The 25134-nt window shown below is 70.5% G+C and carries 21 protein-coding genes and 4 pseudogenes; 17 read left to right on the plus strand and 8 right to left on the minus strand.

The genetic code is table 11. The features are described from left to right. The first annotated feature begins 78 nt into the window (after positions 1 to 78). The 3 genes from pruA (at position 79) to QFZ76_RS35300 (ending at position 2529) form a co-directional block, all read left to right on the plus strand. Positions 79 to 1710 carry an L-glutamate gamma-semialdehyde dehydrogenase gene (pruA, locus tag QFZ76_RS35290; protein ID WP_307677490.1) on the plus strand — a complete coding sequence of 544 codons (1632 nt, stop codon included), beginning with the start codon at positions 79 to 81 and terminating at the stop codon, positions 1708 to 1710. Positions 1711 to 1852: 142 nt separating this feature from the next. Beyond that, positions 1853 to 2221, plus strand: a complete 369-nt coding sequence (locus tag QFZ76_RS35295; RefSeq protein WP_307677491.1) for an alpha/beta fold hydrolase — start codon at positions 1853 to 1855, stop codon at positions 2219 to 2221. Between the two features lie 53 nt (positions 2222 to 2274). After that, positions 2275 to 2529 (plus strand): hypothetical protein, encoded by a 255-nt coding sequence (locus tag QFZ76_RS35300; RefSeq protein WP_307677492.1) that lies wholly within the window; start codon positions 2275 to 2277, stop codon positions 2527 to 2529. A gap of 415 nt (positions 2530 to 2944) precedes the next feature. On the opposite strand, the gene QFZ76_RS35305 is transcribed toward QFZ76_RS35300, so the two are convergent. After that, entirely contained in the window at positions 2945 to 3943 is a 999-nt protein-coding gene (locus QFZ76_RS35305; RefSeq protein WP_307677493.1) for an NADP-dependent oxidoreductase, read from the minus strand. Positions 3944 to 4046: 103 nt separating this feature from the next. Between QFZ76_RS35305 and QFZ76_RS35310 the strand changes: the two genes are divergently transcribed. Both QFZ76_RS35310 and QFZ76_RS35315 read left to right on the plus strand, forming a co-directional pair. Continuing rightward, on the plus strand, positions 4047 to 4961 hold the full coding sequence (locus QFZ76_RS35310) for a LysR family transcriptional regulator (protein WP_307677494.1): 915 nt from the start codon (positions 4047 to 4049) through the stop codon (positions 4959 to 4961). Between the two features lie 233 nt (positions 4962 to 5194). Beyond that, positions 5195 to 5326, plus strand: a complete 132-nt coding sequence (locus QFZ76_RS35315; protein WP_107091473.1) for a hypothetical protein — start codon at positions 5195 to 5197, stop codon at positions 5324 to 5326. A 76-nt stretch (positions 5327 to 5402) separates the two neighbouring features. Here QFZ76_RS35315 and QFZ76_RS35320 read toward each other — a convergent pair whose 3' ends face one another. Next, the gene (locus tag QFZ76_RS35320) at positions 5403 to 6983 is read right to left on the minus strand and encodes a metallophosphoesterase family protein (RefSeq protein ID WP_307677495.1); all 1581 of its coding nucleotides are present in this window, start codon (positions 6981 to 6983) and stop codon (positions 5403 to 5405) included. A gap of 142 nt (positions 6984 to 7125) precedes the next feature. On the opposite strand from QFZ76_RS35320, the gene QFZ76_RS35325 reads away from it, so the two are divergent. From QFZ76_RS35325 to cimA, 6 genes and pseudogenes are all read left to right on the plus strand, one after another. After that, a complete protein-coding gene (locus tag QFZ76_RS35325; RefSeq protein ID WP_307677496.1) occupies positions 7126 to 8169 on the plus strand; it encodes a 3-isopropylmalate dehydrogenase in 1044 nt (347 codons plus the stop codon). Between the two features lie 265 nt (positions 8170 to 8434). After that, positions 8435 to 9541 carry a branched-chain amino acid aminotransferase gene (locus QFZ76_RS35330; RefSeq protein WP_307677497.1) on the plus strand — a complete coding sequence of 369 codons (1107 nt, stop codon included), beginning with the start codon at positions 8435 to 8437 and terminating at the stop codon, positions 9539 to 9541. Between the two features lie 191 nt (positions 9542 to 9732). After that, positions 9733 to 9931, plus strand: a pseudogene (locus QFZ76_RS35335) (TetR family transcriptional regulator C-terminal domain-containing protein); the annotation flags it as partial. Positions 9932 to 10054: 123 nt separating this feature from the next. Further along, the gene (locus QFZ76_RS35340) at positions 10055 to 12145 is read left to right on the plus strand and encodes a hypothetical protein (protein ID WP_307677498.1); all 2091 of its coding nucleotides are present in this window, start codon (positions 10055 to 10057) and stop codon (positions 12143 to 12145) included. Between the two features lie 29 nt (positions 12146 to 12174). After that, positions 12175 to 13389 carry a hypothetical protein gene (locus QFZ76_RS35345; protein ID WP_307677499.1) on the plus strand — a complete coding sequence of 405 codons (1215 nt, stop codon included), beginning with the start codon at positions 12175 to 12177 and terminating at the stop codon, positions 13387 to 13389. Positions 13390 to 13697: 308 nt separating this feature from the next. After that, the gene (gene cimA, locus QFZ76_RS35350; protein ID WP_307677500.1) at positions 13698 to 15302 is read left to right on the plus strand and encodes a citramalate synthase; all 1605 of its coding nucleotides are present in this window, start codon (positions 13698 to 13700) and stop codon (positions 15300 to 15302) included. Between the two features lie 7 nt (positions 15303 to 15309). Here cimA and QFZ76_RS35355 read toward each other — a convergent pair whose 3' ends face one another. Beyond that, the gene (locus tag QFZ76_RS35355) at positions 15310 to 15798 is read right to left on the minus strand and encodes a hypothetical protein (protein ID WP_307677501.1); all 489 of its coding nucleotides are present in this window, start codon (positions 15796 to 15798) and stop codon (positions 15310 to 15312) included. A gap of 167 nt (positions 15799 to 15965) precedes the next feature. Here QFZ76_RS35355 and QFZ76_RS51895 point away from each other — a divergent pair. Further along, positions 15966 to 16229: pseudogene (locus QFZ76_RS51895) on the plus strand (carbohydrate binding domain-containing protein); the annotation flags it as partial. 317 nt (positions 16230 to 16546) lie between these two features. After that, a complete protein-coding gene (locus QFZ76_RS35365; protein ID WP_307677503.1) occupies positions 16547 to 17905 on the plus strand; it encodes a hypothetical protein in 1359 nt (452 codons plus the stop codon). Between the two features lie 310 nt (positions 17906 to 18215). On the opposite strand, the gene QFZ76_RS35370 is transcribed toward QFZ76_RS35365, so the two are convergent. Then, positions 18216 to 18998 carry a serine protease gene (locus tag QFZ76_RS35370; protein ID WP_307677504.1) on the minus strand — a complete coding sequence of 261 codons (783 nt, stop codon included), beginning with the start codon at positions 18996 to 18998 and terminating at the stop codon, positions 18216 to 18218. A gap of 276 nt (positions 18999 to 19274) precedes the next feature. Here QFZ76_RS35370 and QFZ76_RS35375 point away from each other — a divergent pair, with 276 nt between their 5' ends. Further along, on the plus strand, positions 19275 to 19841 hold the full coding sequence (locus QFZ76_RS35375) for a YdeI family protein (protein WP_307677505.1): 567 nt from the start codon (positions 19275 to 19277) through the stop codon (positions 19839 to 19841). 106 nt (positions 19842 to 19947) lie between these two features. Here QFZ76_RS35375 and QFZ76_RS35380 read toward each other — a convergent pair whose 3' ends face one another. Further along, a complete protein-coding gene (locus QFZ76_RS35380; protein WP_307677506.1) occupies positions 19948 to 20556 on the minus strand; it encodes a YceI family protein in 609 nt (202 codons plus the stop codon). 216 nt (positions 20557 to 20772) lie between these two features. Between QFZ76_RS35380 and QFZ76_RS35385 the strand changes: the two are divergent. The 3 genes and pseudogenes from QFZ76_RS35385 to QFZ76_RS35395 all read left to right on the plus strand — a co-directional run. Then, a pseudogene (locus QFZ76_RS35385) lies at positions 20773 to 21246 on the plus strand (polysaccharide lyase beta-sandwich domain-containing protein); the annotation flags it as partial. 151 nt (positions 21247 to 21397) lie between these two features. After that, positions 21398 to 23017 carry an acyl-CoA carboxylase subunit beta gene (locus QFZ76_RS35390; protein ID WP_307677507.1) on the plus strand — a complete coding sequence of 540 codons (1620 nt, stop codon included), beginning with the start codon at positions 21398 to 21400 and terminating at the stop codon, positions 23015 to 23017. A gap of 57 nt (positions 23018 to 23074) precedes the next feature. Next, on the plus strand, positions 23075 to 23266 hold the full coding sequence (locus QFZ76_RS35395) for an acyl-CoA carboxylase subunit epsilon (protein ID WP_307677508.1): 192 nt from the start codon (positions 23075 to 23077) through the stop codon (positions 23264 to 23266). Positions 23267 to 23440: 174 nt separating this feature from the next. Here QFZ76_RS35395 and QFZ76_RS35400 read toward each other — a convergent pair whose 3' ends face one another. The 3 genes and pseudogenes from QFZ76_RS35400 to QFZ76_RS35410 all read right to left on the minus strand — a co-directional run bounded on the left by QFZ76_RS35400 (position 23441) and on the right by QFZ76_RS35410 (position 25125). Continuing rightward, on the minus strand, positions 23441 to 24022 hold the full coding sequence (locus QFZ76_RS35400) for an ATP/GTP-binding protein (protein ID WP_026248371.1): 582 nt from the start codon (positions 24020 to 24022) through the stop codon (positions 23441 to 23443). Continuing rightward, positions 24003 to 24615, minus strand: a pseudogene (locus QFZ76_RS35405) (DUF742 domain-containing protein). Before QFZ76_RS35405 ends, QFZ76_RS35400 begins: the two are co-directional and overlap by 20 nt. A 96-nt stretch (positions 24616 to 24711) precedes the next feature. Then, positions 24712 to 25125: a roadblock/LC7 domain-containing protein gene (locus QFZ76_RS35410; RefSeq protein WP_005479603.1), complete on the minus strand. Its 414-nt coding sequence runs from the start codon at positions 25123 to 25125 to the stop codon at positions 24712 to 24714. Positions 25126 to 25134 lie beyond the last annotated feature (9 nt).

Raw genomic sequence — 25134 nt, forward strand, 5'->3', positions numbered from 1 at the left:
CTGACCGCCGCCCAACATACGCACACGGCTTCGGCTCCCCCCGGTTGAAGCCAGGGATTCACTCGGAAGAGGTAGCTCATGGACGCTGTGACCCAGGTCCCCACCCCCGTCAACGAGCCGGTGCACGGCTACGCCCCCGGCTCGCCCGAACGTGCCCGGCTGGAGGCCAAGCTGAAGGAGCTGGCCGAGAACCCGGTCGACCTGCCGTGCACCATCGGCGGCGAGAAGCGGCTCGGCGGCGGCGAGCGGTTCGACGTCGTGCAGCCGCACAACCACAAGGCCGTCCTCGGGACGTACGGCAACGCCACCCAGCAGGACGCCCAGGACGCCGTCGACGCGGCCCTCGCCGCCGCGCCCGCCTGGCGTGCGATGTCCTTCGACGACCGCGCCGCGATCATCCTGCGCGCCGCCGAGCTGCTGGCCGGGCCCTGGCGCGAGACGCTGGCCGCCTCGACCATGCTGGGCCAGTCGAAGACCGCCCAGCAGGCCGAGATCGACACCCCCTGCGAGCTGGTCGACTTCTGGCGCTTCAACGTCAAGTACGCCCGTGACCTGCTCGCCGAGCAGCCCCCGGCCAACTCCCCGGGCGTCTGGAACCGCCTCGACCACCGCCCGCTGGAAGGCTTCGTCTACGCGATCACGCCGTTCAACTTCACGGCGATCGCGGGCAACCTGCCGACCGCGCCCGCGCTCATGGGCAACGTGGTGGTGTGGAAGCCGAGCCCGACCCAGACGCACGCCGCCGTGCTCCTCATGCAGATCCTTGAGGAGGCCGGTCTGCCCAAGGGCGTCATCAACCTCGTCACCGGCGACGGCATCGAGGTCTCCAAGGTCGCCCTGGAACACCGCGACCTCGCCGGCATCCACTTCACCGGCTCCACCAAGACCTTCCAGTACCTGTGGAAGACGGTCGGCGCCAACATCGAGAAGTACCGCTCCTACCCGCGCCTGGTCGGCGAGACCGGCGGCAAGGACTTCGTCGTCGCCCACCCGAGCGCCGACCCCGCGATCCTCAAGACCGCCCTGACCCGCGGTGCCTTCGAGTACCAGGGCCAGAAGTGTTCGGCGACCTCCCGGGCGTACATCCCGGCGTCGATCTGGAACAACGGTTTCCGCGAGGAGTTCGCCGCCGAGGTCGACTACATCACCATGGGTGACGTCACCGACCTGTCCAACTTCGTCGGCGCGGTCATCGACGAGCGCGCGTTCGCCAAGAACAAGGCGGCCATCGACCGCGCGAAGGCGGACCCCGCCTGCACGATCGTCGCGGGCGGCTCGTACGACGACTCGACCGGCTACTTCGTCCGGCCGACCGTCATCGAGTGCGCGGACCCGGAGAACGAGGTCTTCACCACCGAGTACTTCGGCCCGATCCTCGCCGTCCACGTCTACGAGGACGACGGGTTCGACGAGATGCTGACCCAGATGGAGTCGGTGTCCGACTACGCGCTGACCGGCTCGGTCATCTCGGGCGACCGCGCCGCCGCCGCGTACACGATGGACAAGCTGCGCTACGCGGCCGGCAACTTCTACATCAACGACAAGTCGACCGGCGCCGTCGTCGGCCAGCAGCCCTTCGGCGGCGGCCGCTCCTCCGGCACGAACGACAAGGCGGGCGCCCCCCAGAACCTGATGCGCTGGACGCTGACCCGCGCCATCAAGGAGACCCTGGTCCCGCCGACCGACTACACGTACCCGCACATGGGTTGACGGGCGGTCAGAACATGAGAGGGGCCGGGTACTTGCCCGGCCCCTCGCCGGTTCCGGAGCGGGCAGACTCTTCGCCATCGCTGGGACGAACTTCCTCGCCCGCCTCGGGGAGGTCCCCGAACGGCTCGCCCGTTGGCGGGAGTTGCCGGACGGGGACCGCGAGCGGGCGGTCCTGCAGTGGTCGATCGAGTTCGAGGACCGCGAGCGGGCGTCGGAGCACGCCGGACGCATGGCCGACCCCTGGTTCGGGATCAACACCGAGTGCAACAAGGCCCTGAACGACGAGACGAGGCGCGCCTGGGGCACCCCCGAGCTGTACGCCGCCTGCGAGGCCCTCGATCTGCCCGTGCTCATCGTCGACGGCGCCGAGGACATCCGGCCCCGCTCGGCCGTGGACTCCCTGGAGCGGGCGTTGCCGCGGGGACGGCGGGTGGTGCTGCGGGACGCCGGGCACCTGCCGTGGGTGGAGGACCCGGAGGGCTTCCGGGAGGCGGTCACGAGCGTGCTCTGAGCCCCGGACGGCTTCCGAGAGGCGGTCACCGGGGTGCCCAGAGTGCGCGGGCCGTGGGCGCCGCCGGCCAGGTCGAGGGCGACCTCGATGTCGTGGACGGCGGTGGTGAAGTCGGAGGTGCTGTCGTCGACGAGTTCGTCGGCGCCGAGGTCGCGCAGGAAGACGTGATCGTCGGCGCGGGCGGTGCCGATGACGTACGCGCCCTGCGCCTTGGCGAGCTGGACCGCCGCGTGTCGCCGTCGGCGCGGCGGCGCGGACGTGGTCCAGCGGGGCGGGCTTCACCGCGAAGTGGCCGGCCGGCGCCGTGACATGGAGGGCGTGACCGCCGCCGTCGACCGGACCGGACACCTCGTCGCCGGGGCGGAACCCGACGACCTCCGCACCGACCCCTTCCACCACGCCGGAGACGTCCCTGCCCAGCGTGAACGGCGGCTCCCCGTACACCGGGCCGCCCCCGAGCGGGCCAGCCGGTCCTCCGGGCCGACGCCCGCCGCGCGCACCCGGACCAGCACCTCGCCGGCCGCGGGCACGGGACGCGGCCGGTCCTCGACCGTCAGGACCTCAGGTCCCCCGAAGCGGTGCTGGGTCGTCACCTCGGTGCGGGGCTGTTCCGTGGTCATTCGGAGCTCCCTCCCGGACGTGCCGCCGCGTCGCGTGGACCGGGGCGGCGGATACGGCCGCTCCTGTCCGTCGTGGCGCCGCGGGCCCCGTCCGCCCCCGCCGTCAGCCCGCCTCCGCGCGCACCAGGATCTTCCCGGTGTTCCCGCCGCGCAGCATCAGTCGGAACGCCTCCACGATCCGCCCGAACCCGTCCACCACCGTCTCGTCGAGCGCGAGGGCCCCGCTGAGCAGATGCGGTACGGCGAACTCGTACAGCTCCTCCTGCACGTCGGCGTGGTCCCGCACCAGGAAGCCCTCCAGCCGCAGGCTCTTCTCCACGAGGTCCGCGTGGTTGAACAGGGCTGCCGTCATGCCCGGAGCGTTGTACTGCCCGACCGTGCCGATCCGCACCACCCGCCCGCGCTCCCGCAGTGCTCCGATCGCGGCGCCGAGGTGCTCGCCGCCGACGCTGTCGACGAACACGTCGATGCCGTCGGGGGCCGCCTTGGCGAGCAGGTCGGCGACGGGGCCCGTGTGGTAGTCGAAGGCCTCGTCGTAACCGACCCGCTCCTTCAGGTGGCTCACCTTCTCCGCAGACCCCGCGCTGCCGATCAGCCGGCCCGCGCCGAGCAGCCGGGCGAAGCGTCCGGTCGCCGTGCCGACCCCGCCCGCGGCCGCGGAGACGAACAGGTCGTCGCCCTCGCGCAGCCGGGCGATACGGGTGAGGCCGACGTAGGCGGTGAGGCCCGTACCGCCGAGGACGCTCAAGTAGGCGGAGAGCGGCACGCCTTCGTACAGGGGCAGGCGTCTGACCTCTGCCGGGCGTACGACGGAGTGCGTGCGCCAGCCCTGGCGGTGGAAGACGATCTCGCCCTCGGGCAGGGCCGGTTCGCGCGAGGCGACGATCCGGCCGAGGGTGCGGCCCTCCAGCGGGGCGTTCAACGCGAAGTCGCCGTCCATCATTTCGCGGTGATACGGGTCCACCGACCAGTAGAGGTTCTCGGCCAACGCCGTGCCGGGGGCCGGGTCCGGCACGGGGGACTCGACGAAGCGGAAGTGGTCGGGGGTGGGGAAGCCGGTCGGGCGGGCGGTCTGGTGCACGGTGATCGCGGTGTGGGTCATGGCAGGGACCGTAGGGAGGAATGCGGGCGGCGGGCAGAGGGTTGGGCTCATGGAACGGGCGGATCCATGAGCCGTCCTCATAGCAGCAGGTGGGGGACCCTTCGTGAGCCCAGTCGATCTCGCGCCGCAGGAGTTGCGGACCCTGGTGGCGGTGGCCGACGAGAGAGGTTTCTCGGCGGCCGCCGTCCGGCTCGGGACCACCCAGTCCGCCGTCTCGCACGCGGTGCGCGGCATCGAACGCAAGGTGGGAGTCGTGCTGTTCGAGCGCGGGCGGTACGGCGCCCGGCCCACCGCGGCCGGCGAGCGGGCCGCCGCCCATGCGCGCCGGATCCTGCGGATGCTGGAGGTGCTGGTCACCGAGACCCGAGAGGCCGCCCGGGACGGCAAGATCGGCGAGATCGGCGAGATCGGCGGGCCGCTGCGCATCGCCGCCTTCCGCAGCGCGGCCCTGTACCTGCTGCCGCCCGTGCTGGAACGGCTGGCCGCCCGCCACCCCGGAATCGAGGCGACCGTGACCGTCGTACGGGAGGTCGGCCCCGGCACCGCGGGCGAGGTGGCCGACGGGCGTGCCGACCTCGGGATCGCCACCATCGGCACCAGCTCACCGATCCCGCCGGAGCTGGTCGGCGACGTACTCCTCGAGGAGCCGTACGCGCTCGTGCACCCGGCCGGACACCCGCGCCCGCGCTCGCTGCCCTTGGTCGACTGGCAGGAGAACTGCTCCTCCTACACCCGGCAGTGGTGGGCCGCGCAGGACTGGATCCCCACCGCGACCGTCCGCGCCGAGGACGACGGAGCGGTGCTGTCCATGGTGGGCAGCGGTCTCGGCATGGCGATCATGCCCGGGCTCTCCCTCACCGGAGCCCCGCCCACCACCGCGATCACCGACCTGGGACCCGAGCGGCCCACGCGTCGGGTCGGCTATGTCACGACCCCGGAGCTCGCCGCGACGGCGGCCGTGCGGGCCCTCGTCAGGGAGCTGCGAGCGGACGCGAAGCCACAGGTCAGGGCGGTGTGAGCCACTGCACCGTCTCAGATAGTAGGAAGTCCGAGTAATTGTGGAGACAGACGCGCGCTCCTCCCTTAGTTTTGTAGGAGCCGAACGTCTCGCTCGATCAAGCGAATGGCGGTCGTGAGCCGGGCCCCGAGCAGGCAACCCCTGCGGCACCGCTCCCCGCCTCTTCCGGCGTCTCGCATCCCTTTTGTGCACTCCAGTCGTGCATTCCAGGAACTCGAAGGAGTCGATTTCCCATGGCCGAGACGACCGCCCGCCGCCGAGTCCGTCGTATCTCCCGTACGAGCGAGTCCGACCGCAAGAACGCCGCAGCCGCCCTCCAGCGCGCCCTCGACCGCCGCGACAACGGCGGCTCGACCGGCCACTGAGCCGCTGCCCCGAAAACAACCCCTTACCGGGAACCCATAAGCCGGGAGCCGCACCCGCACGAGGTGCGGCGCGGTCTCAACCGCCGCGCCGCACCTCGAAATGGTCGATGCGTTCCCCGCTCTGCGCCAGCGCCGACACCGTCAGCCGCGGCCGCGCCCCGCTCTCCGCCTCCACCGAGAGGAAGGAGAAGCCCCGGTAGCGCACCCGCGACCACTCCACGATCTCCTCCTCGGACTGCTTCGACTTGGTCCACTGGAAGGTCTCGACGGACTCGCGCTCGCTGACGTGCCCCTCGTAGCTCTCCTTCACGCCCGTCGGGAAGCCGTACAGATCCTTGCCGCCGCCGCCCGCCGTGACGTACACGGTCCCGTCCCGCGTGGGGTCCGTGGACGCGCCGATCGGGACCGGCCCCCCGACCTGGCCGCCCCTGATCGCGTCGGTGCGCTCGTAGACGTGGTTGTGCCCGTTGATCACCAGATCCACCTGGTGCTTGGCGAACAGCGGCAGCCACGCGTCGCGGACTCCGCCGTCGGAGGCGTGCGAGGAGGTGGAGTACGCGCAGTGGTGGAAGAAGACGACGACGAAGTCCACCGAGGTGTCTGCCCGCAGCTCACCCAGCTTCCGGTCCAGCCACGCCGTCTGCTTCCCGTCCGTGTACCCGAAGTTGGCGGGGATCTCGTACGACACGTCGTTCGCGTCCAGCGCCACGAAGCCGACGTTGCCGTACGTGAACGCGTACACGCCCGGTGCCTTGCGCGGGTCGAAGCCGCTGTCCGGGAGGGACCAGCGGGCCAGCTGGCCGCCGTAGCCGTCCGGCGAGTACCAGGCCTCCATGTCGTGGTTGCCGGTCGTCACCATCCACGGCACGGACTTCGTGACCAGCTCGTTCTGCTTGAGGAACAGGTCCCAGAAGGCGGGGTCGTAGCCGTCCGACTTCTCGCCCCGGCCGTTGACGTCGGCGTAGCAGATGTCGCCCGCGTGGAGATGGAAGGCGGGGTCCTGCCGCAGCAGCACGTGGTCGTTGGCGGCCGCGGCCTTGCTGACGCCCTGGTCGCCGAACGCGGTGAACACGAACCGCTCCGGGCTCGCCGGGGCCGTGCGGAAGGTGCCGATGGTCTTCCGGCGCTCGGGCGACGCCGGGTCGAAGCCCTCGTGGCCGACGCCGTAGTAGTACGTCGTGCCGGGGCGCAGGCCGTCCAGGGCCGCGTGCAGGTAGTACTGGTCGAGCGCCGACCGTACGCCGGCCATGCCCGGCGTGTGCAGGTCGCGCACCTCGGCCCCGATCCTGCGGCTCAGATCCTCGGGACGGGTGCCGATCCGGACGTACGGCCTTCGCACCGCGAGCGGCACCTGCCATGAGATCCGCATCTGCGTCTTGGGGTCGGCGCCGAAGGCGAGATGGCGGCCGAAGGGGGCGAGGACCGAGCCGTGGACCTTGCCGCGGGACGAGGCGGTTGCCGACGCCGACGCCGACGCCGACGCCGTCGCATTCGGCGATCCACCGCCCGAACATCCGGTCAGCAGCCCGCCCGCCACCGCGCCCGCCGTCACCAGCGTGCGGCGCCGCGACAGCCTGGTCCGCAGGTACTCGTGCTGTTCGGCCATGCTCATCCGGCGCGCGAGCCGCGGGGGAATGCCGAAGTCCGGTGTCTCCATGCAGGTGAACTTCCCAGCGCAGCCCAACACCCGCCCCACATACGGGTGAACGGCAACCGAAGGGCTGAGGCCGTCCCCCGTGTGGGTGTCCGTATCGCGGACGGCCCGTGTCATCCCGTGGGACCAGGGGTACGGTGCCGACATGTCTCGCAGCCTCAATCTCGCAGTGATCCCCGGTGACGGCATCGGGCAGGAAGTCGTGGCCGAAGGCCTGAAGGTCCTCTCCGCCGTCCTCCCGCAGGATGTGAAGCTGGAGACCAAGGAGTACGACTTCGGCGCCAAGCGCTACCACGCCACCGGTGAGACCCTCACCGACGCGGACGCCGAGGCCCTCAAGCAGCACGACGCCATCCTGCTCGGCGCGATCGGTGACCCGTCGGTCCCGTCCGGTGTCCTGGAGCGCGGCTTCCTGCTCAAGCTCCGCTTCCTCTTCGACCACCACGTCAACCTGCGCCCCTCGAAGCTGCTGCCGGGTGTCGCCACCCCGCTGGCCGGCGAGCCGCAGATCGACTTCGTCGTGGTCCGCGAGGGCACCGAGGGTCCGTACACCGGCAACGGCGGCACCATCAGGAAGGGCACCCCGCACGAGGTCGCCACCGAGGTCTCCGTGAACACGGCCTTCGGTGTCGAGCGCGTGGTCCGGGACGCCTTCGCCCGCGCCCAGGCCCGCCCGCGCAAGAAGCTCGCGCTGATCCACAAGAACAACGTGCTGACCTTCGCGGGTCACCTGTGGACCAACATCTTCAACAAGGTGGCCGAGGAGTTCCCCGAGGTCACCACCGAGTACATGCACGTGGACGCGGCGACCATCTACCTGGTCACGCAGCCCGAGCGCTTCGACGTGATCGTCACGGACAACCTCTTCGGCGACATCATCACCGACCTCGCCGCGGCCGTCTCCGGCGGCATCGGCGTCGCCGCGAGCGGGAACATCAACCCCTCCGGCGAGTTCCCGTCCATGTTCGAGCCCGTCCACGGCTCGGCCCCGGACATCGCCGGTCAGGGCAAGGCCGACCCCAGCGCCACGGTCCTGTCCGTCGCCCTCCTGCTGCGCCACCTCGGCTACGAGGCCGAGGCGACCCGCATCGAGGACGCCGTCTCCGCCGACCTCGCGGAGCGCACCGGCAAGCCCGCCCGCAGCACCTCGGAGATCGGCGACGCGCTCGCCGTACGAGTAGCCGGCTGACCCGCCGCGCTGCCTGGTCTCCTCAGGGAGATCTTCACGAAGCCGCCGGGTCACTCAACACCCGGCGGCTTTCGCATGTCCCCGCCGGGTGCCACCATCATCCTCTGGGTCGCATTCACGCTGTTTTCGTCCACGGCCTCCGTCGCGCGATAATCGAACGCGGAGCCGCGGATTGAGGGAATGCTCGGACGTCCTAGCACTGGCCACTGGCAGTACGGGCGTGAGCGCGGCCCGTCACTATCCGACCGGTGAAGGACAACCACTCATGACGACGCCCACGATCGAGCTCAAGCCCTCGGCCTCGCCACTCTCCGACGCGGAGCGCGAGGCGATCCTGGCCGACCCCGGGTTCGGCCGCCACTTCACCGACCACATGGTGACCGTCAAGTGGACGGAGGGCCGCGGCTGGCACGACGGCCAGCTCGTCCCGTACGCGCCGCTCTCCCTCGACCCGGCGACCATGGTCCTGCACTACGCGCAGGAGATCTTCGAGGGACTCAAGGCCTACCGTCAGCCCGACGGTTCCGTCGCCAGCTTCCGCCCCGAGAAGAACGCGAAGCGCTTCCAGTCCTCGGCCCGCCGCCTCGGCATGCCCGAGCTGCCGGTCGAGACGTTCATCGAGGCGTGCGACGCGCTGGTGCGCCAGGACCAGGCCTGGGTCCCGGCGCACGGCGGCGAGGAGTCCCTCTACCTGCGTCCGTTCATGATCGCGACCGAGGTCGGCCTCGGTGTGAAGCCCGCCAACGAGTACCTGTTCCTCGTCATCGCGTCCCCCGCGGGCGCGTACTTCCCGGGCGGCGTCAAGCCGGTCTCCATCTGGCTCTCCGAGGACCGCGTCCGCGCCGTCCCCGGCGGCATGGGCGACGCGAAGACGGGCGGCAACTACGCGGCCTCCCTCCTCGCCCAGGCCGAAGCGGCCACCAAGGGCTGCGACCAGGTCTGCTACCTCGACGCGGTCGAGCACACGTGGGTCGAGGAACTCGGCGGCATGAACCTGTACTTCGTGTACGGCGCCGCATCCAACGAAAAGCCGGTGATCGTGACCCCCGCCCTCACCGGCTCCATCCTCGAGGGCGTCACCCGCGACAGCCTCCTCTCCGTCGCCCGCGACCTCGGCTACGAGTCCGAGGAGGGCCGCATCTCCATCGACCAGTGGCAGCGCGACGCCGAGAACGGCACCCTCACCGAGGTCTTCGCCTGCGGCACCGCCGCGGTCATCACCCCGGTCGGCACGGTCAAGCGCGCCACCGCCGAGTGGAAGCAGTCGGGCGGCGAGCCCGGCGAGGTCACCCTCAGGCTTCGCCAGGCCCTCCTGGACATCCAGCGCGGCACGGCGCAGGACAAGCACGGCTGGATGCACAAGCTGGGCTGAGCGCCGGTCGTCGCCCGCGCCGGGTCAGGCGTCGGTCGTTGCCCGCCGGGCCGTCGTGGACTCCTTGTCCGCGGCGGCCCCGCGGCGTTCCCGACCCGTCGCCACCAGGTACGCCGACCCGCCCACCGCCCCCGACAGCAGGAAGCTGCAGTCCACTCCGCCCGTCAGGGACTGCAGCGGGCCTCGTACGCGCGGAGGGGATGTCCAGGGGGGAGTTCCGGGCCGCCGACCCCGACTGCTTCGCGTCCCGACCGCTTCGCGTCCCGGCTGCGCGCCCTCCTCGACGGTTTCTCCATCCACGTGGCGATCGGGCTGCGGGGGAGCGACCGGGCGCAGATTCTCGGCCACGTACGGGAGTTCCTGGACGAAGCGCTCCTCGCGGACGCCTGAGGCCGCGCCCGGGTTGTACGCAATAAGGCCGATTGACCCTGTGGGCGGTGGTGCGTTTGCCTCGAAGGGAGCCCACGGCGCGGGGCCGGGGGTGAAGCGTCAACGGGGACCACAGGGGGGAACATGTCCAGAGCCGTACATGTGTCCAGATGCTCTTTAGGCGCGGTGCTGCTGCTCGCGCTCGCCGGAACAGCCGTTCCGAATGCCACCGCGGCACCACACGCACCGCACACACCGCGCGTCGAACGAGTCAGTACCGCCGCCGACGGCACCCAGGCCGACGGGCCGTCCAACGGTGCCGCGATCAGTGCCGACGGCCGGCACATCGCCTTTACGTCCATCGCGCCGAGCTTCGGCTGCGCCCGCTTCTCGTCGTGCCTGCTCGTGAAGGACCTGGCCACCGGCGGGGTCACCAGGATCGACCTCGGCAGCGGCCACACGTACGGCTCGCCGATGCCGAGCGCCGACGGGGGCCGTATCGCCTACTCCGCGGGCACCCGGTTCCTGGCCCCGTACCTGTACGACCGCGCCACCGGGCGCTCGGAGCGCCTGTGGCCGGAGAACCCGCCCGGTTCCAACGAGCTGGGCCGCGTGGAGTCGATCAGTCCGGACGGCACGCACGTCGCGTACACCATCGGCAACCGCCACGGGCCGGAGAACACCCGGCTCCTGTACGTCCGCGACACGGCCACCGGCACCGACGAACTGGTCTCACCGGCCGAGGAGGGCTCCAAGCGCGGGGCCTCGGTGAGCGGCGACGGCGAGCGGGTCGCCTACCAGGTCCAGGGGCCCACCGAGGAGGACCCGGACGACGTCTTCGTCAAGGACCGGACGACGGGCGAGCATGTCCAGGTCGACACGGGCCTCGGCCAGGCCTCACTGGTCCGCATCACCGCGGACGGCCGCCGGGTCCTCCTCGACGCGGACGGCGGCCTGTACGTGCACGACCTCCGCACAGGTGACTCACGGCGCGTGGCCGAGGGCCGGACCTTCTCGGCCACGGCGGACGGCCGGTACGCGGTCGTCGCGGGCGAGGACGGCATGCGGGTGCGCGACCTGCGGACGGGCCGGCGCGGCGCGGCTCTTCCGGCGGACACCCAGCCGGGATCGGAGATGCTGGCTGCCCAGGGGCGTGCGGTGGCGTTCGGTTCGAGGGCCTCCCACCTGGTGGCGGGCGACACCAACGGGGAGGCGGACGTGTTCGTCTTCTCGGGCGCGCTCCGGGAGAACCCGGACCCGATGCCGTCCGTCACCGAACGGATCAGCATGACGTCGGACGGGCAGCAACGCCCCGGGGCGTCCCACGACCCGGTGATGGGGGAGGGCAAGGTCGTCGCGTTCACCTCGCAGCGGACCGACGACCCGAAGGGCACGAGCGTGTTCGTCAACGCGCCCGGCGGCATCTCCCAGGTCGACTCCAGTACGCAGGGCCCCTCGCACGAGGGGACGCCCTGCTACAGCGGACGCATGGTCGGCTACGTGGCCCCGTCCGAGGCCGACGGCGCCCCGGAGGTCAACATCCGCAACCGCTCGGTCGGCAAGCTGACCCGGCTGGGCTCCTACCAGGGTGTCCGCTTCACGTGGATGGGGCAGCCCAGCGTGGACCCCACCTGCCAGTGGATCACCTATGCCGCCACGCTCCCCGCCACCGAGACCGACCCGTCGCCCCAGCCCCGCGTCTACCGCTTCAAGTTCAACGGCGGGACGACCGACCTGGTCAGCGCGCCCACGGGCGAGCCGGCGGGCAACCCGTCGATCAACTACGACGGCCGGTACATCGCCTTCGAACAGGGCGGCGATGTCCACGTCCGTGACCTGGACACCGGCGCCCTGGAGAAGGCCGGAGCGCAGGCCTCGGCCCCCTCCCTGAGCGCGGACGGGCGCAAGGTCGCCTTCCGGCAGGGCCGGGACGTCCACGTCCGCGACCTCGACTCCGGGACCACGACCCGGGTCAAGGGCGCGCAGCCCTCGCTCTCCGGGGATGGCACGCGGGTCGCGTACACCTCGGACCGTTCCGTGTACCTGCTCGAACTCGCCACCGGCAAGCGGCAGTTGATCAGCGTCGACCGCTGGGGCGGCCGCAACGACCTGCCGGCCCGGCACCCGTCCGTCAACGCCGACGGCACCGTCGTCGCGTTCGAATCGGCGTCACCCGATCTGGTGGAGCAGGACACCAACGGGGTGTCGGACGTCTTCCTGCGGACAGCACAATGACAAGCAGCAACCACTACGGGGGAACAACCATGCACCGCAACAAGCGAGTTCTCGCGCTCGCCGTCGCCCTCGCCGCCGCCACGGCGACGCTGACCGGTCCCGCGGCGAGCGCCGCACCCAGGGCCCCGCACACCGAGCCGATCAGCGTCACGCCGGACGGCAAGGCGGGCAACGGTGCCACGAGCACCGCCGTCATCAGCCGCAACGGCCGCCACAGCGCCCTCACCTCGGACGCCGAGGACCTGGACCCCAATGTCCCGCACGGCGGCATGTACCTGCGCGACCCGCACACCGGGAAGCTCCGGTTCGCAGGCTTCGGCGGCCTGGTCGCGGTCCTGAACGACGGCCGCTACGTCTACGCCGAGTACGCCGCGACCACCGACGTGTGGATCCATGACATCGCCACGGGCAAGCGCGTCGGGTTCGGCATCGAGGTTCCCGAGGGCTTCACCGGGCAGCCCGCCGAGGTCTCCGTGAGCCCCAACGGCCGTTACGCCGTCTACACGCTCCAGGATCCCGCCGACGGCACCAGCGTGGTCTTCCTGCGCGACCGCGTCGCCGGCACCACCGAGCGGATCAGCCACCCGAAGCCCACCTGGGAGCCCCGCAACGCCTTCCGGCCCACCGTCAGCGACGACGGGCGCCGTGTCGTCTACCAGTACAACTACGCGAACGGCCCGCGCGGCGACGACTGGGGCGACGTCTGGATGTACGACCGCACCACGGGCAAGCACACCCAGATCGACCGCTCTTACGACGGCTCGAAGACCGAACGGGAGTCGCTGAACCCGTCCATCAGCGGCAACGGCCGTACGGTCGTCTTCGAGTCCCGGGACACCCACCTCGTCCCGGAGGACAACGACGCCAGCTGGAACGTGTTCGTGCACGACATCGCCACGGGGAAGAACCAGCGCATCCACGGCACCCAGGGCGGACCCGGCCAGGTCTACACCCGCAACGCCGCGGTGAGCGCCGACGGCCGGTACGTCACGTTCATGTCGGAGGTGACGGAGCCCGGCAGCCAGTACGGCAAGGAATGGCCCGTCTACCTGCGGGACCTGAAGAAGGGCACCACGACCCTGGCCACCCCGGACACCACCGGCGGCACCGCGACGGCCGAGGTCCTGCCGGGCCGGATCGCCGACGGCGCCCGCAAGGTCCTCTTCCAGTCGTCCGACTCGACGCTGATCCCGGCCGGCGACACCAACGAGGGCACCGACGCCTTCGTACGGCACCTGCGATGATCAGCACAGTGCTCGTATCCTGAGACGGACAGTGAGCACGGGGACGGTCTGTGCCAGACTGCCTCCGTGCTCTCGTTCGCCACGATTATTGGCAGCAGGCGCGCCGGTCCGCAGTGACCGCTCCGTACGACCAGGTACGAGCGGACACCGTCGTCTTCGACCCGCGCGCAGACCTCTCGCACCCGCGAGAGGTTTTTCGCTTTTCTGGCCCACCCGCAGCCGGAGGCGAGAGCGCGAGGGACCATGTGAGGACGGTGGAGCCGGTCATTCCGGTACAGACCGAGATCCGACACAGGAGCCTTGACACCATGACCGAACCCAGCGAACTCGACGATTCCTTCCACGTCTTCGACACCACCCTGCGCGACGGCGCCCAGCGGGAGGGCATCAACCTCACCGTGGCGGACAAGCTGGCCATCGCACGGCACCTGGACGACTTCGGCGTGGGCTTCATCGAGGGCGGCTGGCCAGGCGCCAACCCGAGGGACACCGAGTTCTTCGCCCGCGCGCGGCAGGAGATCGACTTCAAGCACGCCAAGCTGGTCGCCTTCGGCGCGACCCGCAGGGCCGGCGCCAAGGCCGCCGAGGACCCCCAGGTCAAGGCACTCCTGGACTCGGGAGCCGACGTCATCACCCTCGTGGCCAAGTCCCACGACCGGCATGTGGAGCTCGCCCTGCGCACCACGCTGGACGAGAACCTGGAGATGGTCCGCGACACCGTTTCCTTCCTGCGTGAGCAGGGGCGCCGGGTCTTCGTCGACTGCGAGCACTTCTTCGACGGCTACCGCGCGAACCCCGAGTACGCCAAGGCGGTCGTCCGGTCCGCCTCCGAGGCCGGCGCGTCCGTCGTCATCCTCTGCGACACCAACGGCGGCATGCTCCCCGCGCAGATCCAGGCGGTCGTCTCGACGGTCCTCGCCGACACCGGCGCCCGCCTCGGCATCCACACCCAGGACGACACGGGCTGCGCGGTCGCCAACACCCTGGCCGCGGTGGATGCGGGCGCGACGCACGTCCAGTGCACGGCGAACGGCTACGGCGAGCGGGTCGGCAACGCCAACCTCTTCCCGGTCGTCGCGGCCCTGGAACTCAAGTACGGCAAGAAGGTCCTCCCCGACGGCAAGCTCCGCGAGATGACCCGCATCTCGCACGCGATCGCCGAGGTCGTGAACCTCACCCCCTCCACCCACCAGCCCTACGTCGGCGTCTCCGCCTTCGCCCACAAGGCCGGCCTGCACGCCTCCGCCATCAAGGTCGACCCCGACCTGTACCAGCACATCGACCCCGAGCAGGTCGGCAACACCATGCGGATGCTGGTCTCCGACATGGCCGGCCGCGCGTCGATCGAGCTCAAGGGCAAGGAACTCGGCATCGACCTCGGCGGCGACCGCGCGCTGGTCCAGCGGGTCGTCGACCGGGTCAAGGAGCGCGAGCTCAAGGGCTACACGTACGAGGCGGCCGACGCGTCCTTCGAACTCCTGCTGCGCGCCGAGGTGGAGGGCAGGCCCCTCAAGTACTTCGAGGTCGAGTCCTGGCGCGCGATCGTCGAGGACCGCCCCGACGGCACCCACGCCAACGAGGCCACGGTCAAGCTCTACGCCAAGGGCGAGCGCATCGTCGCCACGGCGGAGGGCAACGGCCCCGTCAACGCCCTCGACCGCACCCTCAGGGTCGCGCTGGAGAAGATCTACCCCCAGCTCGCCAAGCTCGACCTCGTCGACTACAAGGTCCGCATCCTGGAGGGCGTCCACGGTACGTCCTCCACCACCCGCGTGCTCATCTCCACGTCCGACGGGGCGGGGGAGTGGTCCACGGTGGGCGTCGCCGAGAACGTGATCGCCGCGTCCTGGCAGGCCCTGGAGGACGCTTACACGTACGGGCTGCTGCGGGCGGGCGTGGAGCCCGCGGAGTAGCCACTGCTCAACACGAGTCCTCGGCGAGTTCCTCGAACTCGTCGAGGCTCATGGCCCGGCCGTCGGCCCATACCTGCGCCGTCTTGAGCACGGCGAGATCGCTCGCCCGGAACGTGACGATGCCGGTGTACTCGTAGTTGAACTCCGCCTTTCCGAAGCCGAGTTCATAGGTGTACGACGACACGAGCCGTTGCGGCCCGACCGCCCGGGCGTGCCAGGCGGCGGGCGGAGAGAAGAGCGGGAACTCGGCGTCGGCACCACGCCGCTTGCCGGCCACATTCCACCCGGACAGCAACTCCCCGGACTCCTCCTCGTCCGGCGCCCCGGAGAGCGACAGGCCCTGGATCAGGTCGTCGCCGCAGGTTCTTACGACGGCCTGAGGTCTGCCTTGACCGTCCAGCCGCACCGCGACCAACGGCAGGATCTCCGCCCCGCACCCGCTCAACAGTCCTACGGCGGCGACCACTCCGGCTACCGCGACGACGTACCGTCTCATCCCTGCCCCCCTCGCGCTGCTGACCTGAGCACACCACTGGTCACAGCGCCGCACGACCACCGTTGCGCACCGGTCTCGTTGCGGTCGTACAACTTGGGTTGAGTGCGCGGTTCCTTCTCGGCCTCATGGCCCACCACTCGTCCCCCCGGCGGCCATCGCCCCCAAACGTGCCTTTCCCGCCGCGCCAGCGTGAGGAACGCGGTCCAAGTGCCGGGAGTCACGGTGAAGTTGGGGCCCCCGTCGCCATCGACCGCTTCGAAGGCGAAGTCCCCTTCGCGAATCCACCCGCCGAAGGCATCTTCACCTGGGGCAGCGACACCGACGACCCGCCCGCCCTCCGGCTCACCGCCCGCGAAGACGCCCCCGAGGGCGACAAGGTGCTCACCGGCACTTACGACATCAGCGGCTACGGCGGCTTCACCCACGACTTCCTGACGACGCTCGGCAAGGCACCGGAGGGCGGGGCGACGACGCTGAAGGCGCTCGCCGTCGCGGCCGCCGTGGCCGAGAAGGCCGGCGCGGAGGAGGCGGGACGCGCGCTCGTGACCAAGGCTCGGCTGGTCGTCCAGCAGAAGGTGGGCCAGGACATCACGGCGGCGGTCGCGAAACCCTTCGCCGACGCGGACCATCTGCTGCTGACCGAGCGGTACGGAAAGGCGGTGGAGAAGCTGACGACGGCGTACCGGGCGTCCTGACAGCCTCCGCCGCACGTATGTCTGATTGTGAGCCTTTCGGGTAGTTTCGAGGTATGAAGGCCGCGAACCCCGTCCGAGGCCCCGTCGGACTGCTGACCGCACTGGCGCTCGCCGTCCTGACCGCTCTGGCGGTCCTCATGGCGGGCGCCCCGCGCGCCTTGGCGGCCACCGACGTCTCGACCATCGCCGAGGCCCTCCGCGAGGACCCGGTCTACGTCGCCCCGGCCGCCGCCGACCAGCTGTCGTCCGCGGACGCGGACGCACTGTCCGAGCAGATCAGGGCTGCGGACAAGGCCCTGTTCGTGGCGGTCCTGCCTGCCGACCAGCCCACGGAGAAGCTCTTCACCGACCTGCGCACCGCGACCGGCATCACGGGCCTGTACGCGATCCGCGTCGGCGACCGCTTCGACGCCCAGGCCGACTCGTCGGTCCTGCCGTCGGCCGCCGTGGACAACCTCGTCAGCAGCGTCGCGACCGAGAAGGACACCGAGACCCAGCTGGACGACTTCGCCGACCGCGCCCTGACCAACATGGGCGGCGCGGCCCCCTCCGCCTGGGACTCCACCGACAACGACGGCGGCGGATCCACCACCGCCCTGATCACCGCCGGTGCGGTCCTGGTGGCCGGCGGCGGTGGCGCGTACGCACTGGTCCGGCGCAGGCGGCGCCGGCACGAGGAGGAGCAGCGGGCCGCGCTGGAGAAGCTGCGGGTCGTGGTCGACGAGGACATCACCGCCTTCGGCGAGGAGCTGGACCGTCTGGACTTCCACCCCGGGGAGCCGGGCGCGACCGACGCCATGCGCGAGGACTACGAGCGCGCGCTCGACTCGTACGAGAAGGCGAAGACGTTCATGGCCCAGGCCGTGAAACCGGAGGACGTCCGGGCCGTCACCCAGTCCATCGAGGACGGCCGCTTCTCCCTCGCCAAACTCGCCGCCCGCCGCGAGGGCCGACCGCTGCCCGAACGCCGGGCGCCCTGCTTCTTCGACCCGCGCCACGGCCCCTCGGTCGCCGACGTGACCTGGACACCGGTGGACGGCGCCCCGCGAGAGGTCCCGGTCTGCGCGGCGGACCGCACCCGCCTGGCCGACGGCCGCGACCCGGTGATCCGCGAGGTCGACACCGACCGGGGCCGCCGCCCCTACTGGGACGCGGGCCCCGCCTACGGCCCCTGGGCCGGCGGCTACTTCGGCGGCGGCATCCTGCCCGGCCTCCTCATCGGCACCATGCTCGGCAGCATGATGGCCACCCCGGCCTACGCGGCCGACTACGGCTCCGGTTACGGCGACTTCGGCGCCGCCGGCTACGAGGGCGGCGACGTCTCCGGCGCGGACTTCAACACCGACGACTTCAGCGGCGGCTTCGGCGGCGGCGACTTCGGAGGCGGCGGGGACTTCGGCGGAGGGTTCTGACGCGTCCTGTGCCCATCCCGCGGCGGGGGTGCGCGTCCCTGGGGGCCCAGACCCCCGGGCCTAGGCCCACCCACCACCCGTCTCGGTCTCTTGATTGGTTCACCTCTCGACCCACCGAGTCGGGTGGTGGGTGGGCGAGGTCGGGGGTCCAGGGGGCGGAGCCCCCTGGCGGGGTCGAAGGGGCAGCGCCCCTGGGGATGGGACGGGTAGGGGCGGCGGGGGCGAAACCACCGAACACGGGCCCGGCACAAAGCGCACCGGACCCGCGAACGTGCGTACGAGATACGAGACGAGGCGAGACAGCCGCGCGTCAGAGCGACGACGCGGCCGAGGCGATCGCGGAGGCGAAGGTCGAGACCTCGCTGTAGACGCCGGGCGCGTTGGGCCGGGCGCAGCCTATGCCCCAGCTGACGATGCCGACCTGGATCCAGGCGTTGGCGCTGTCCCGTCGGAACATCGGCCCGCCCGAGTCGCCCTGGCAGGTGTCGACGCCCCCGGACGCGTATCCGGCGCAGATCTCCTCGGAGGCGACGAGGCCGCTGTACCCGCTGTAGGAACGACACGTGGCGTCACTGACGAACGGCACGCTCGCCTTGAGCATGTACCGCTGCTGTGCCCCACCCTCGGAGGCCGACCCCCATCCGGCGACGGTGAACGTACCGGTGTTGTACTGGTTGGTCGTGGCGATCTTCAGTGTCGGCAGGTTGATGGGCGAGGCGAGCTTGATGAGCGCCCAGTCCTTGCCGGTGCCGTTGTAGCCGGGCGCCCGGTAGACGTAGGTGGACCGGACCTGGACCCGGCCGCTGGTGGACTGCAGGTCCACGACACCGGCGGTGGCGGTGATGCTGGTGTTGGCGCCGGTCGCGCCCACGCAGTGCGCGGCGGTGAGCACGATCTGCTGGGTGTACAGCGCACCGCCACAGCCCATCGAGAGCCGGACCATGAACGGGAACTCGCCCTGCGCGGCGCGGGTTCCGCCGACGACGGGCGCGGGGGCGGCGGTGGCCGTCGAGACGGGCTGAAGGCTGGCGATCGCGAGGGCGGCGGCGCCGACGGCCGCGCATCTCTTGAGGGCCGTGAGGAGTCTCTTCAACGTGATGCCTTCCGTGGGGGGTTGACCTGGGGACCGTGCAGCACGTGCGGACGAAACACAGAATTGACGTGCGCATGACATCGCAACCACAAACAAATGCCCATGTGCTGGCATGGGCAGGTCAAATCTGTTGCTGGATTATGGGAACGCCGTGAGCACCGGCACAAGGGGTGTGATTCAGCCACGCGCGCAGCGCTCACCGGCCGCCTCTCGGGTGAGTGAACCCGAGACCCAACGAGGACCGTTCCTGGCCTACTCCCCGCCTACGGTGTCCCCATGACCGCCCCCGAAGACCCGCAGCCCCGAGCCTTCGACACCGCGACCGACCTCGACGCCTGGCTCGCCGCCCACCCCGCGCCCCACCCCGGCCTCTGGGTGAAGGTCGCCAAGAGGTCCTCGGGCCTGCCCTCCGTCACCGCCGCCGAGGTCAACGACGTGAGCCTGTGTCACGGCTGGATCACCGGTCAGCGCAGGAGCCTCGACGCGACGCACTACCTGCAACGGATCACCCCGCGCCGCCCCGGCAGCCTCTGGTCGATGGTCAACGTCCGGCGGGTGGCGGAACTGACGGCGGCCGGCCGGATGCGCCCCGCCGGACTCACCGAGGTGGCGGCCGCCAAGGCCGACGGCAGATGGGACGCGGCGTACGAGTCCCAACGCGAGGCCACGGTCCCCGACGACCTGGCCGCGGCCCTGGAGCGGAACCCGCGAGCCAAGGCCGCGTTCGAACGCCTCGGCAAGACCGACCAGTACCTCACCATGCTCCCCGTGCTGCGCGCCCGTACCCCGGAGAGTCGCGAGGTCCAACTCACGGCAACCGTCAAGAAATTGGCTCAGGGATGACACGCCGAGCGCCCGCCCTCCCGGTGCGCCGGAGTGGAGAGCGGGTGCGCTCGAAGGCCGAAGGCCGGGTGGCGCGAAGGGGTCACCGGCGTTGCCGCCGGCAGCCTCACGCGTTCTTGATCGCCGAGATGTCGAAGTTCAGCTTGATCTTGTCGGAGACCAGGACGCCGCCCGTCTCCAGCGCCGCGTTCCAGGTCAGGCCCCACTCGGAGCGGATGATCTCCGCCTTGCCCTCGAAGCCGACGCGCTCGTTGCCGAAGGGGTCCTTCGCGGCGCCGTTGAACTCGAGGTCGATGGTGATCGGCTTGGTGACGCCGAGGACGCTGAGGTCGCCGGTGATGCGGTAGTCGTCGCCGCCCAGGGCCTCCGCCGACGTCGAGCGGAAGGTCATCGTCGGGAACTCGTCCGTCTTGAAGAAGTCCGAGCTCTTGAGGTGACCGTCGCGGTCCGCGGAACCCGTGTCGATGCTGTCCATCTTGACGTCGATGGACGCCGTGGACGCGGACGGGTCGCTGCCGTCGAGGTGCAGCGAGCCGCTGAAGTCGAGGAACTTGCCCTTGACGTTGGTGACCATGGCGTGCCGGGCGACGAAGCCGAGCGCGGAGTGGGACGCGTCGATGGTGTAGTCGCCGGTCAGTGCGGCCAGGTCGGGGTTCACGGCGGCGGGCGCCGCGGCGGTCGTGTCGGTGGTGTCCTTGCGGCCGAAGATGCTCATCAGACTGCTCCTTGCCGTTGATGTTGAATATTCAACCATGCCAACAGGAGCGACCGTAGACCTATTCCGAGCGCGCAGCAACGTCTTCCGCGGAGTGTTTGCGTGAGACGGTCATGAACCCCCGGCGCCGACCCTTCCGTCGCCCCTTCGCCATACCCGGACGCGGACGCGGGCCTACCCGCCGAGGCGTGCTGCTCACGGCCGCCTTGATGGCCGCGCCGCACCCGCCGCTGGCAGACCCTCTGGCTGGACCACGGCACCGACCCGGTGAACGCCTCGTACGTCTACGTCCTCCTGCCCGGAGCCACCCGCCGTACGGTGGCCGCCCGCGCCGCCGACCGGCACTGGCTGTCGGTCCTCGCCAACGACGGCACCTGCCAGGCCGTCCGCGTCCCCTCTCTCGGCCTCACGGCCGCCACCTTCTGGCAGGCCGGGACCGCGGGCGGACTGACCGCGTCCGCCGGCGCGAGCGTGCTGGTCCGGCGCCGCGGCCGCACCGCTACCCTCTGCGTGAGCGAACCGCCCCGCACCGGCGAGCCGCTGGAGATCACCTGGGACCACCCGGTCGGCGCGGTGATCCGCGCGGACGACGCGGTCGAGGTGATCTCCGCAGACCGCCGACTGCGCCTTCGGGTCACCCCTGGGAGGGCATGTGCCACCCATCGATGTGAGGTGACTCTCACCGGATGAGTTTGTACGACCCCTACAAGCGCCGGGCCCTCTGAGCAGTCGGAACGGCTGCATGGCGGCGAGGTTCTGTTCAGGGGTACCAGGAAAACGGTCCGGAGACTGTACGGAGTCGACGGCGAGCTTTTCTTGGTGGGCTTCGTAAGGTCGCTACATGACCGTTTTGGAAGAGGCGCCGGGTGAGTCGACGGACGAGTCGACGAGTGAACCGACGGGTGAGCCGACGGACGCGCGCGGGCGGGTCGCCGAGCTGCACGAGATTCGTGCGCAGGCGCTGGCCGGCCCCAGCGAGAAGGCGACCGAGGCGCAGCACGCCAAGGGCAAGCTGACCGCGCGGGAGCGCATCGAGCTGCTCCTTGACCCCGGTACCTTCCGGGAGGTCGAGCAGCTGCGGCGGCACCGGGCGACCGGCTTCGGCCTGGAGGCCAAGAAGCCGTACACGGACGGCGTGATCACCGGCTGGGGCACGGTGGAGGGCCGTACGGTCTTCGTCTACGCCCACGACTTCCGCATCTTCGGCGGCGCGCTGGGCGAGGCCCACGCCACGAAGATCCACAAGATCATGGACATGGCCATCGCGGCCGGGGCGCCGCTGGTGTCCCTGAACGACGGCGCGGGCGCCCGTATCCAGGAAGGCGTCTCGGCCCTCGCGGGCTACGGCGGCATCTTCCAGCGCAACACCAAGGCCTCCGGGGTCATCCCGCAGATCTCCGTGATGCTCGGCCCGTGCGCGGGCGGCGCGGCCTACAGCCCCGCCCTCACCGACTTCGTGTTCATGGTCCGCGAGACCTCGCAGATGTTCATCACCGGCCCGGACGTCGTCAAGGCGGTCACCGGCGAGGAGATCACCCAGAACGGCCTCGGCGGCGCGGACGTGCACGCCGAGACGTCCGGTGTGGCGCACTTCGCCTACGACGACGAGGAGACGTGCCTCGCCGAGGTGCGCTACCTGCTGTCGATGCTCCCGCAGAACAACCGCGAGAACCCGCCCCGGGTGGAGCCGAGCGACGAGGCCGAGCGCCGCGGCGAGGTCCTGCTCGACCTGGTCCCGGCCGACGGCAACCGGCCGTACGACATGACCAAGGTCATCGAGGAGATCGTCGACGACGGCGACTACCTGGAGGTCCACGAGCGCTGGGCTCGCAACATCATCTGCGCGCTGGCCCGTCTCGACGGCCAGGTGGTGGGCATCGTCGCCAACCAACCGCAGTCCCTGGCCGGGGTCCTGGACATCGAGGCGTCGGAAAAAGCTGCACGATTTGTCCAGATGTGCGACGCTTTTAACATCCCGATCATCACTTTCCTGGACGTCCCCGGGTTCCTCCCGGGCGTCGACCAGGAGCACGGCGGGATCATCCGGCACGGAGCGAAGCTGCTCTACGCCTACTGCAACGCGACCGTGCCGAGGATCTCCCTGATCCTGCGCAAGGCCTACGGAGGTGCGTACATCGTCATGGACAGCCAGTCCATCGGTGCGGACCTCACGTACGCCTGGCCGACGAACGAGATCGCCGTGATGGGTGCGGAGGGTGCGGCCAACGTCATCTTCCGCCGCCAGATCGCCGAGGCCGAGGACCCCGAGGCCATGCGGGCCCGCATGGTCAAGGAGTACAAGTCCGAGCTGATGCACCCCTACTACGCGGCCGAGCGCGGCCTGGTGGACGACGTCATCGACCCGGCGGAAACCCGCGAGGTTCTGATCAAGTCCCTGGCGATGCTGCACACCAAGCACGCCGACCTGCCCTCCCGCAAGCACGGCAACCCCCCGCAGTAACCCCGCGGATCCTCTGCGGTACCCCCGCGGAAACCTCTCTCACGGAGACTGACGCCCATGAGCACCCCTGACATTCGTGTCGAGAAGGGCCACGCCGAGCCCGAGGAAGTCGCCGCCATCACGGCCATCCTCCTGGCCCGCGCGGCGGCCGCCCCTGCTGACGCCCCGACCCACCGCAGCCGCCCGAAGGCAGGCTGGCGCCGCCTGGAGCGCGAGGGCGGCTTCCGCGCCCCGCACAGCTGGCGCTGAGCCGGCGGCAGTACAACGAGAAGGGCCCCTCTTGCAAGAGGGGCCCTTCTCGTGCGCCCCCAAGGGGCGCGGGGCTGTATCACAATGCGGCTCCGCCGCGTGGGCGCGACAAGCCACCGGCTGCCCGCAGACGGCTCACGACCGTCAGAGGCAGCCCGGTGGCCGCACGTCGAATTACCGCAACCGTGCCATGAGCGCATGCTCCACGAGCGTGATGAGCGCCGACTTCGCATCGGCCCGATGCCGAGCATCCGTCGTGATGATCGGGGTGTCGGGGCCGATCTGGAGCGCCTCGCGCACCTCGTCCGGGTTGTACGGCTGGTTCCCGTCAAACCCGTTCAGGGCGATCACAAAAGGAAGCCCCGAGTTCTCGAAGTAGTCGACCGCGGGGAAGCAGTCGGCAAGGCGCCTGGTGTCAACCAGGACGATCGCGCCGATGGCGCCGCGCACCAGGTCGTCCCACATGAACCAGAAGCGGTCCTGGCCGGGCGTGCCGAAGAGGTACAGGATCAGGTCCTGGTCCAGCGTGATGCGGCCGAAGTCCATGGCGACCGTGGTGGTGGTCTTGTCTCCGGTGTGGGTGAGGTCGTCGATGCCCGCCGAAGCAGACGTCATCACGGCCTCGGTGCGCAGCGGGTTGATCTCCGAGACGGCGCCGACGAACGTGGTCTTGCCCACGCCGAAGCCGCCAGCCACCACGATCTTCGCGGACGTGGTGGAGCGGGAAGGCCCTCCGCTAGAGCTTGCGAAGTCCACTGAGCACCCTTTCGAGCAGTGTCACGTCTGGCTGGCCGCCGGCGTTCTCGTCGCCGCCGGGCTGATGGATGGCGACCAGGCCCGCCTCCGCCAAGTCGGCGACGAGGATCCTGGCCACGCCGAGAGGGATCGTCAGGAGGGCCGAGATCTCGGCCACCGACTTGATCTCACGGCAGAGGTTGCAGATCCGCTGATGCTCGGGCAGCTGGCCCCTGCATCTGGTGCGGCTGCGCGGTGGTGTGCACCAGTGCCTCGATGGCGAGCTGGTAGCGCGGGCGGGTCCGGCCGCCGGTCATGGCGTACGGACGCACCAACGGGTTGTTCGCCGCCCCGGCGGGCGACGGCTCAGGGGTGCGTCGATGCGGCTGCACGGGCTGGATACGCGGCGCCTGCGGCTGGTCGTACGGCGACGGCCCGGGACCCTGGGGGCCCTGGGGGCCCTGGGGGCCCTGGGGCGCGTACGGCTGCTGGCGCCGCTGGCTCGGGGCGGAGGGGAAGTTGTAACGGTTGGGGTTCTGGGAACCGTCGCCCGGGCCCTGGGCAGGGCCGTACGACCAGTTGCCCGAAGGTGAACCGCCTGGGGGTGTTGCCACTTTCTCTCCTCCTCCGACCGTGCCGGGCACCCATCACTGTGGAGCCGCGTCCCGAAACCTTATGGCCTCGGGACGTCAAAACGCACCGTGTGTCTGTTAGTTGAGAAGGCTCCCTTGGAGCTCCGCACGCAGATCGGGTGTCAGGACCGTACCGGCACGGTCCACCAGAAGCGCCATCTCGTACCCAATGAGGCCGATGTCCGCCTCCGGGTGTGCGAGAACCGCGAGCGACGAACCGTCGGAAACGGACATGATGAAGAGGAATCCCCGCTCCATCTCCACAACCGTCTGGTTCACGCTGCCGCCCTCGAAGATACGGGAGGCGCCTGCCGTCAGAGACGTCAGGCCGGAGGCGACGGCCGCGAGCTGGTCGGCACGGTCGCGCGGAAAGCCTTCGGACATCGCCAGAAGGAGTCCGTCGGCGGAGACCACCACCGTGTGGGACACCCCCGGGGTGTTGTCCACGAAGTTGGTGATCAACCAGTTCAGGTTCTGCGCCGCCTGGCTCATCGGGCTCAC

It is taken from the genome of Streptomyces sp. V4I2 (genome assembly GCF_030817655.1).
Lineage (GTDB): Bacteria > Actinomycetota > Actinomycetes > Streptomycetales > Streptomycetaceae > Streptomyces > Streptomyces plumbiresistens.

Excerpts from the sequence above, each read along its gene's own strand:
- QFZ76_RS35375 (WP_307677505.1), top strand. The coding sequence starts at position 19,275 with ATGACCGCCCCCGAAGACCCGCAGCCCCGAGCCTTCGACACCGCGACC.
- QFZ76_RS35345 (WP_307677499.1), top strand. The coding sequence starts at position 12,175 with ATGCACCGCAACAAGCGAGTTCTCGCGCTCGCCGTCGCCCTCGCCGCC.
- QFZ76_RS35380 (WP_307677506.1), bottom strand. The coding sequence starts at position 20,556 with ATGAGCATCTTCGGCCGCAAGGACACCACCGACACGACCGCCGCGGCG.
- QFZ76_RS35340 (WP_307677498.1), top strand. The coding sequence starts at position 10,055 with ATGTCCAGAGCCGTACATGTGTCCAGATGCTCTTTAGGCGCGGTGCTG.
- QFZ76_RS35365 (WP_307677503.1), top strand. The coding sequence starts at position 16,547 with ATGAAGGCCGCGAACCCCGTCCGAGGCCCCGTCGGACTGCTGACCGCA.
- cimA (WP_307677500.1), top strand. The coding sequence starts at position 13,698 with ATGACCGAACCCAGCGAACTCGACGATTCCTTCCACGTCTTCGACACC.
- QFZ76_RS35320 (WP_307677495.1), bottom strand. The coding sequence starts at position 6,983 with ATGGAGACACCGGACTTCGGCATTCCCCCGCGGCTCGCGCGCCGGATG.
- pruA (WP_307677490.1), top strand. The coding sequence starts at position 79 with ATGGACGCTGTGACCCAGGTCCCCACCCCCGTCAACGAGCCGGTGCAC.
- QFZ76_RS35315 (WP_107091473.1), top strand. The coding sequence starts at position 5,195 with ATGGCCGAGACGACCGCCCGCCGCCGAGTCCGTCGTATCTCCCGTACG.
- QFZ76_RS35305 (WP_307677493.1), bottom strand. The coding sequence starts at position 3,943 with ATGACCCACACCGCGATCACCGTGCACCAGACCGCCCGCCCGACCGGC.
- QFZ76_RS35330 (WP_307677497.1), top strand. The coding sequence starts at position 8,435 with ATGACGACGCCCACGATCGAGCTCAAGCCCTCGGCCTCGCCACTCTCC.
- QFZ76_RS35395 (WP_307677508.1), top strand. The coding sequence starts at position 23,075 with ATGAGCACCCCTGACATTCGTGTCGAGAAGGGCCACGCCGAGCCCGAG.
- QFZ76_RS35410 (WP_005479603.1), bottom strand. The coding sequence starts at position 25,125 with ATGAGCCAGGCGGCGCAGAACCTGAACTGGTTGATCACCAACTTCGTG.
- QFZ76_RS35325 (WP_307677496.1), top strand. The coding sequence starts at position 7,126 with ATGTCTCGCAGCCTCAATCTCGCAGTGATCCCCGGTGACGGCATCGGG.
- QFZ76_RS35390 (WP_307677507.1), top strand. The coding sequence starts at position 21,398 with ATGACCGTTTTGGAAGAGGCGCCGGGTGAGTCGACGGACGAGTCGACG.
- QFZ76_RS35355 (WP_307677501.1), bottom strand. The coding sequence starts at position 15,798 with ATGAGACGGTACGTCGTCGCGGTAGCCGGAGTGGTCGCCGCCGTAGGA.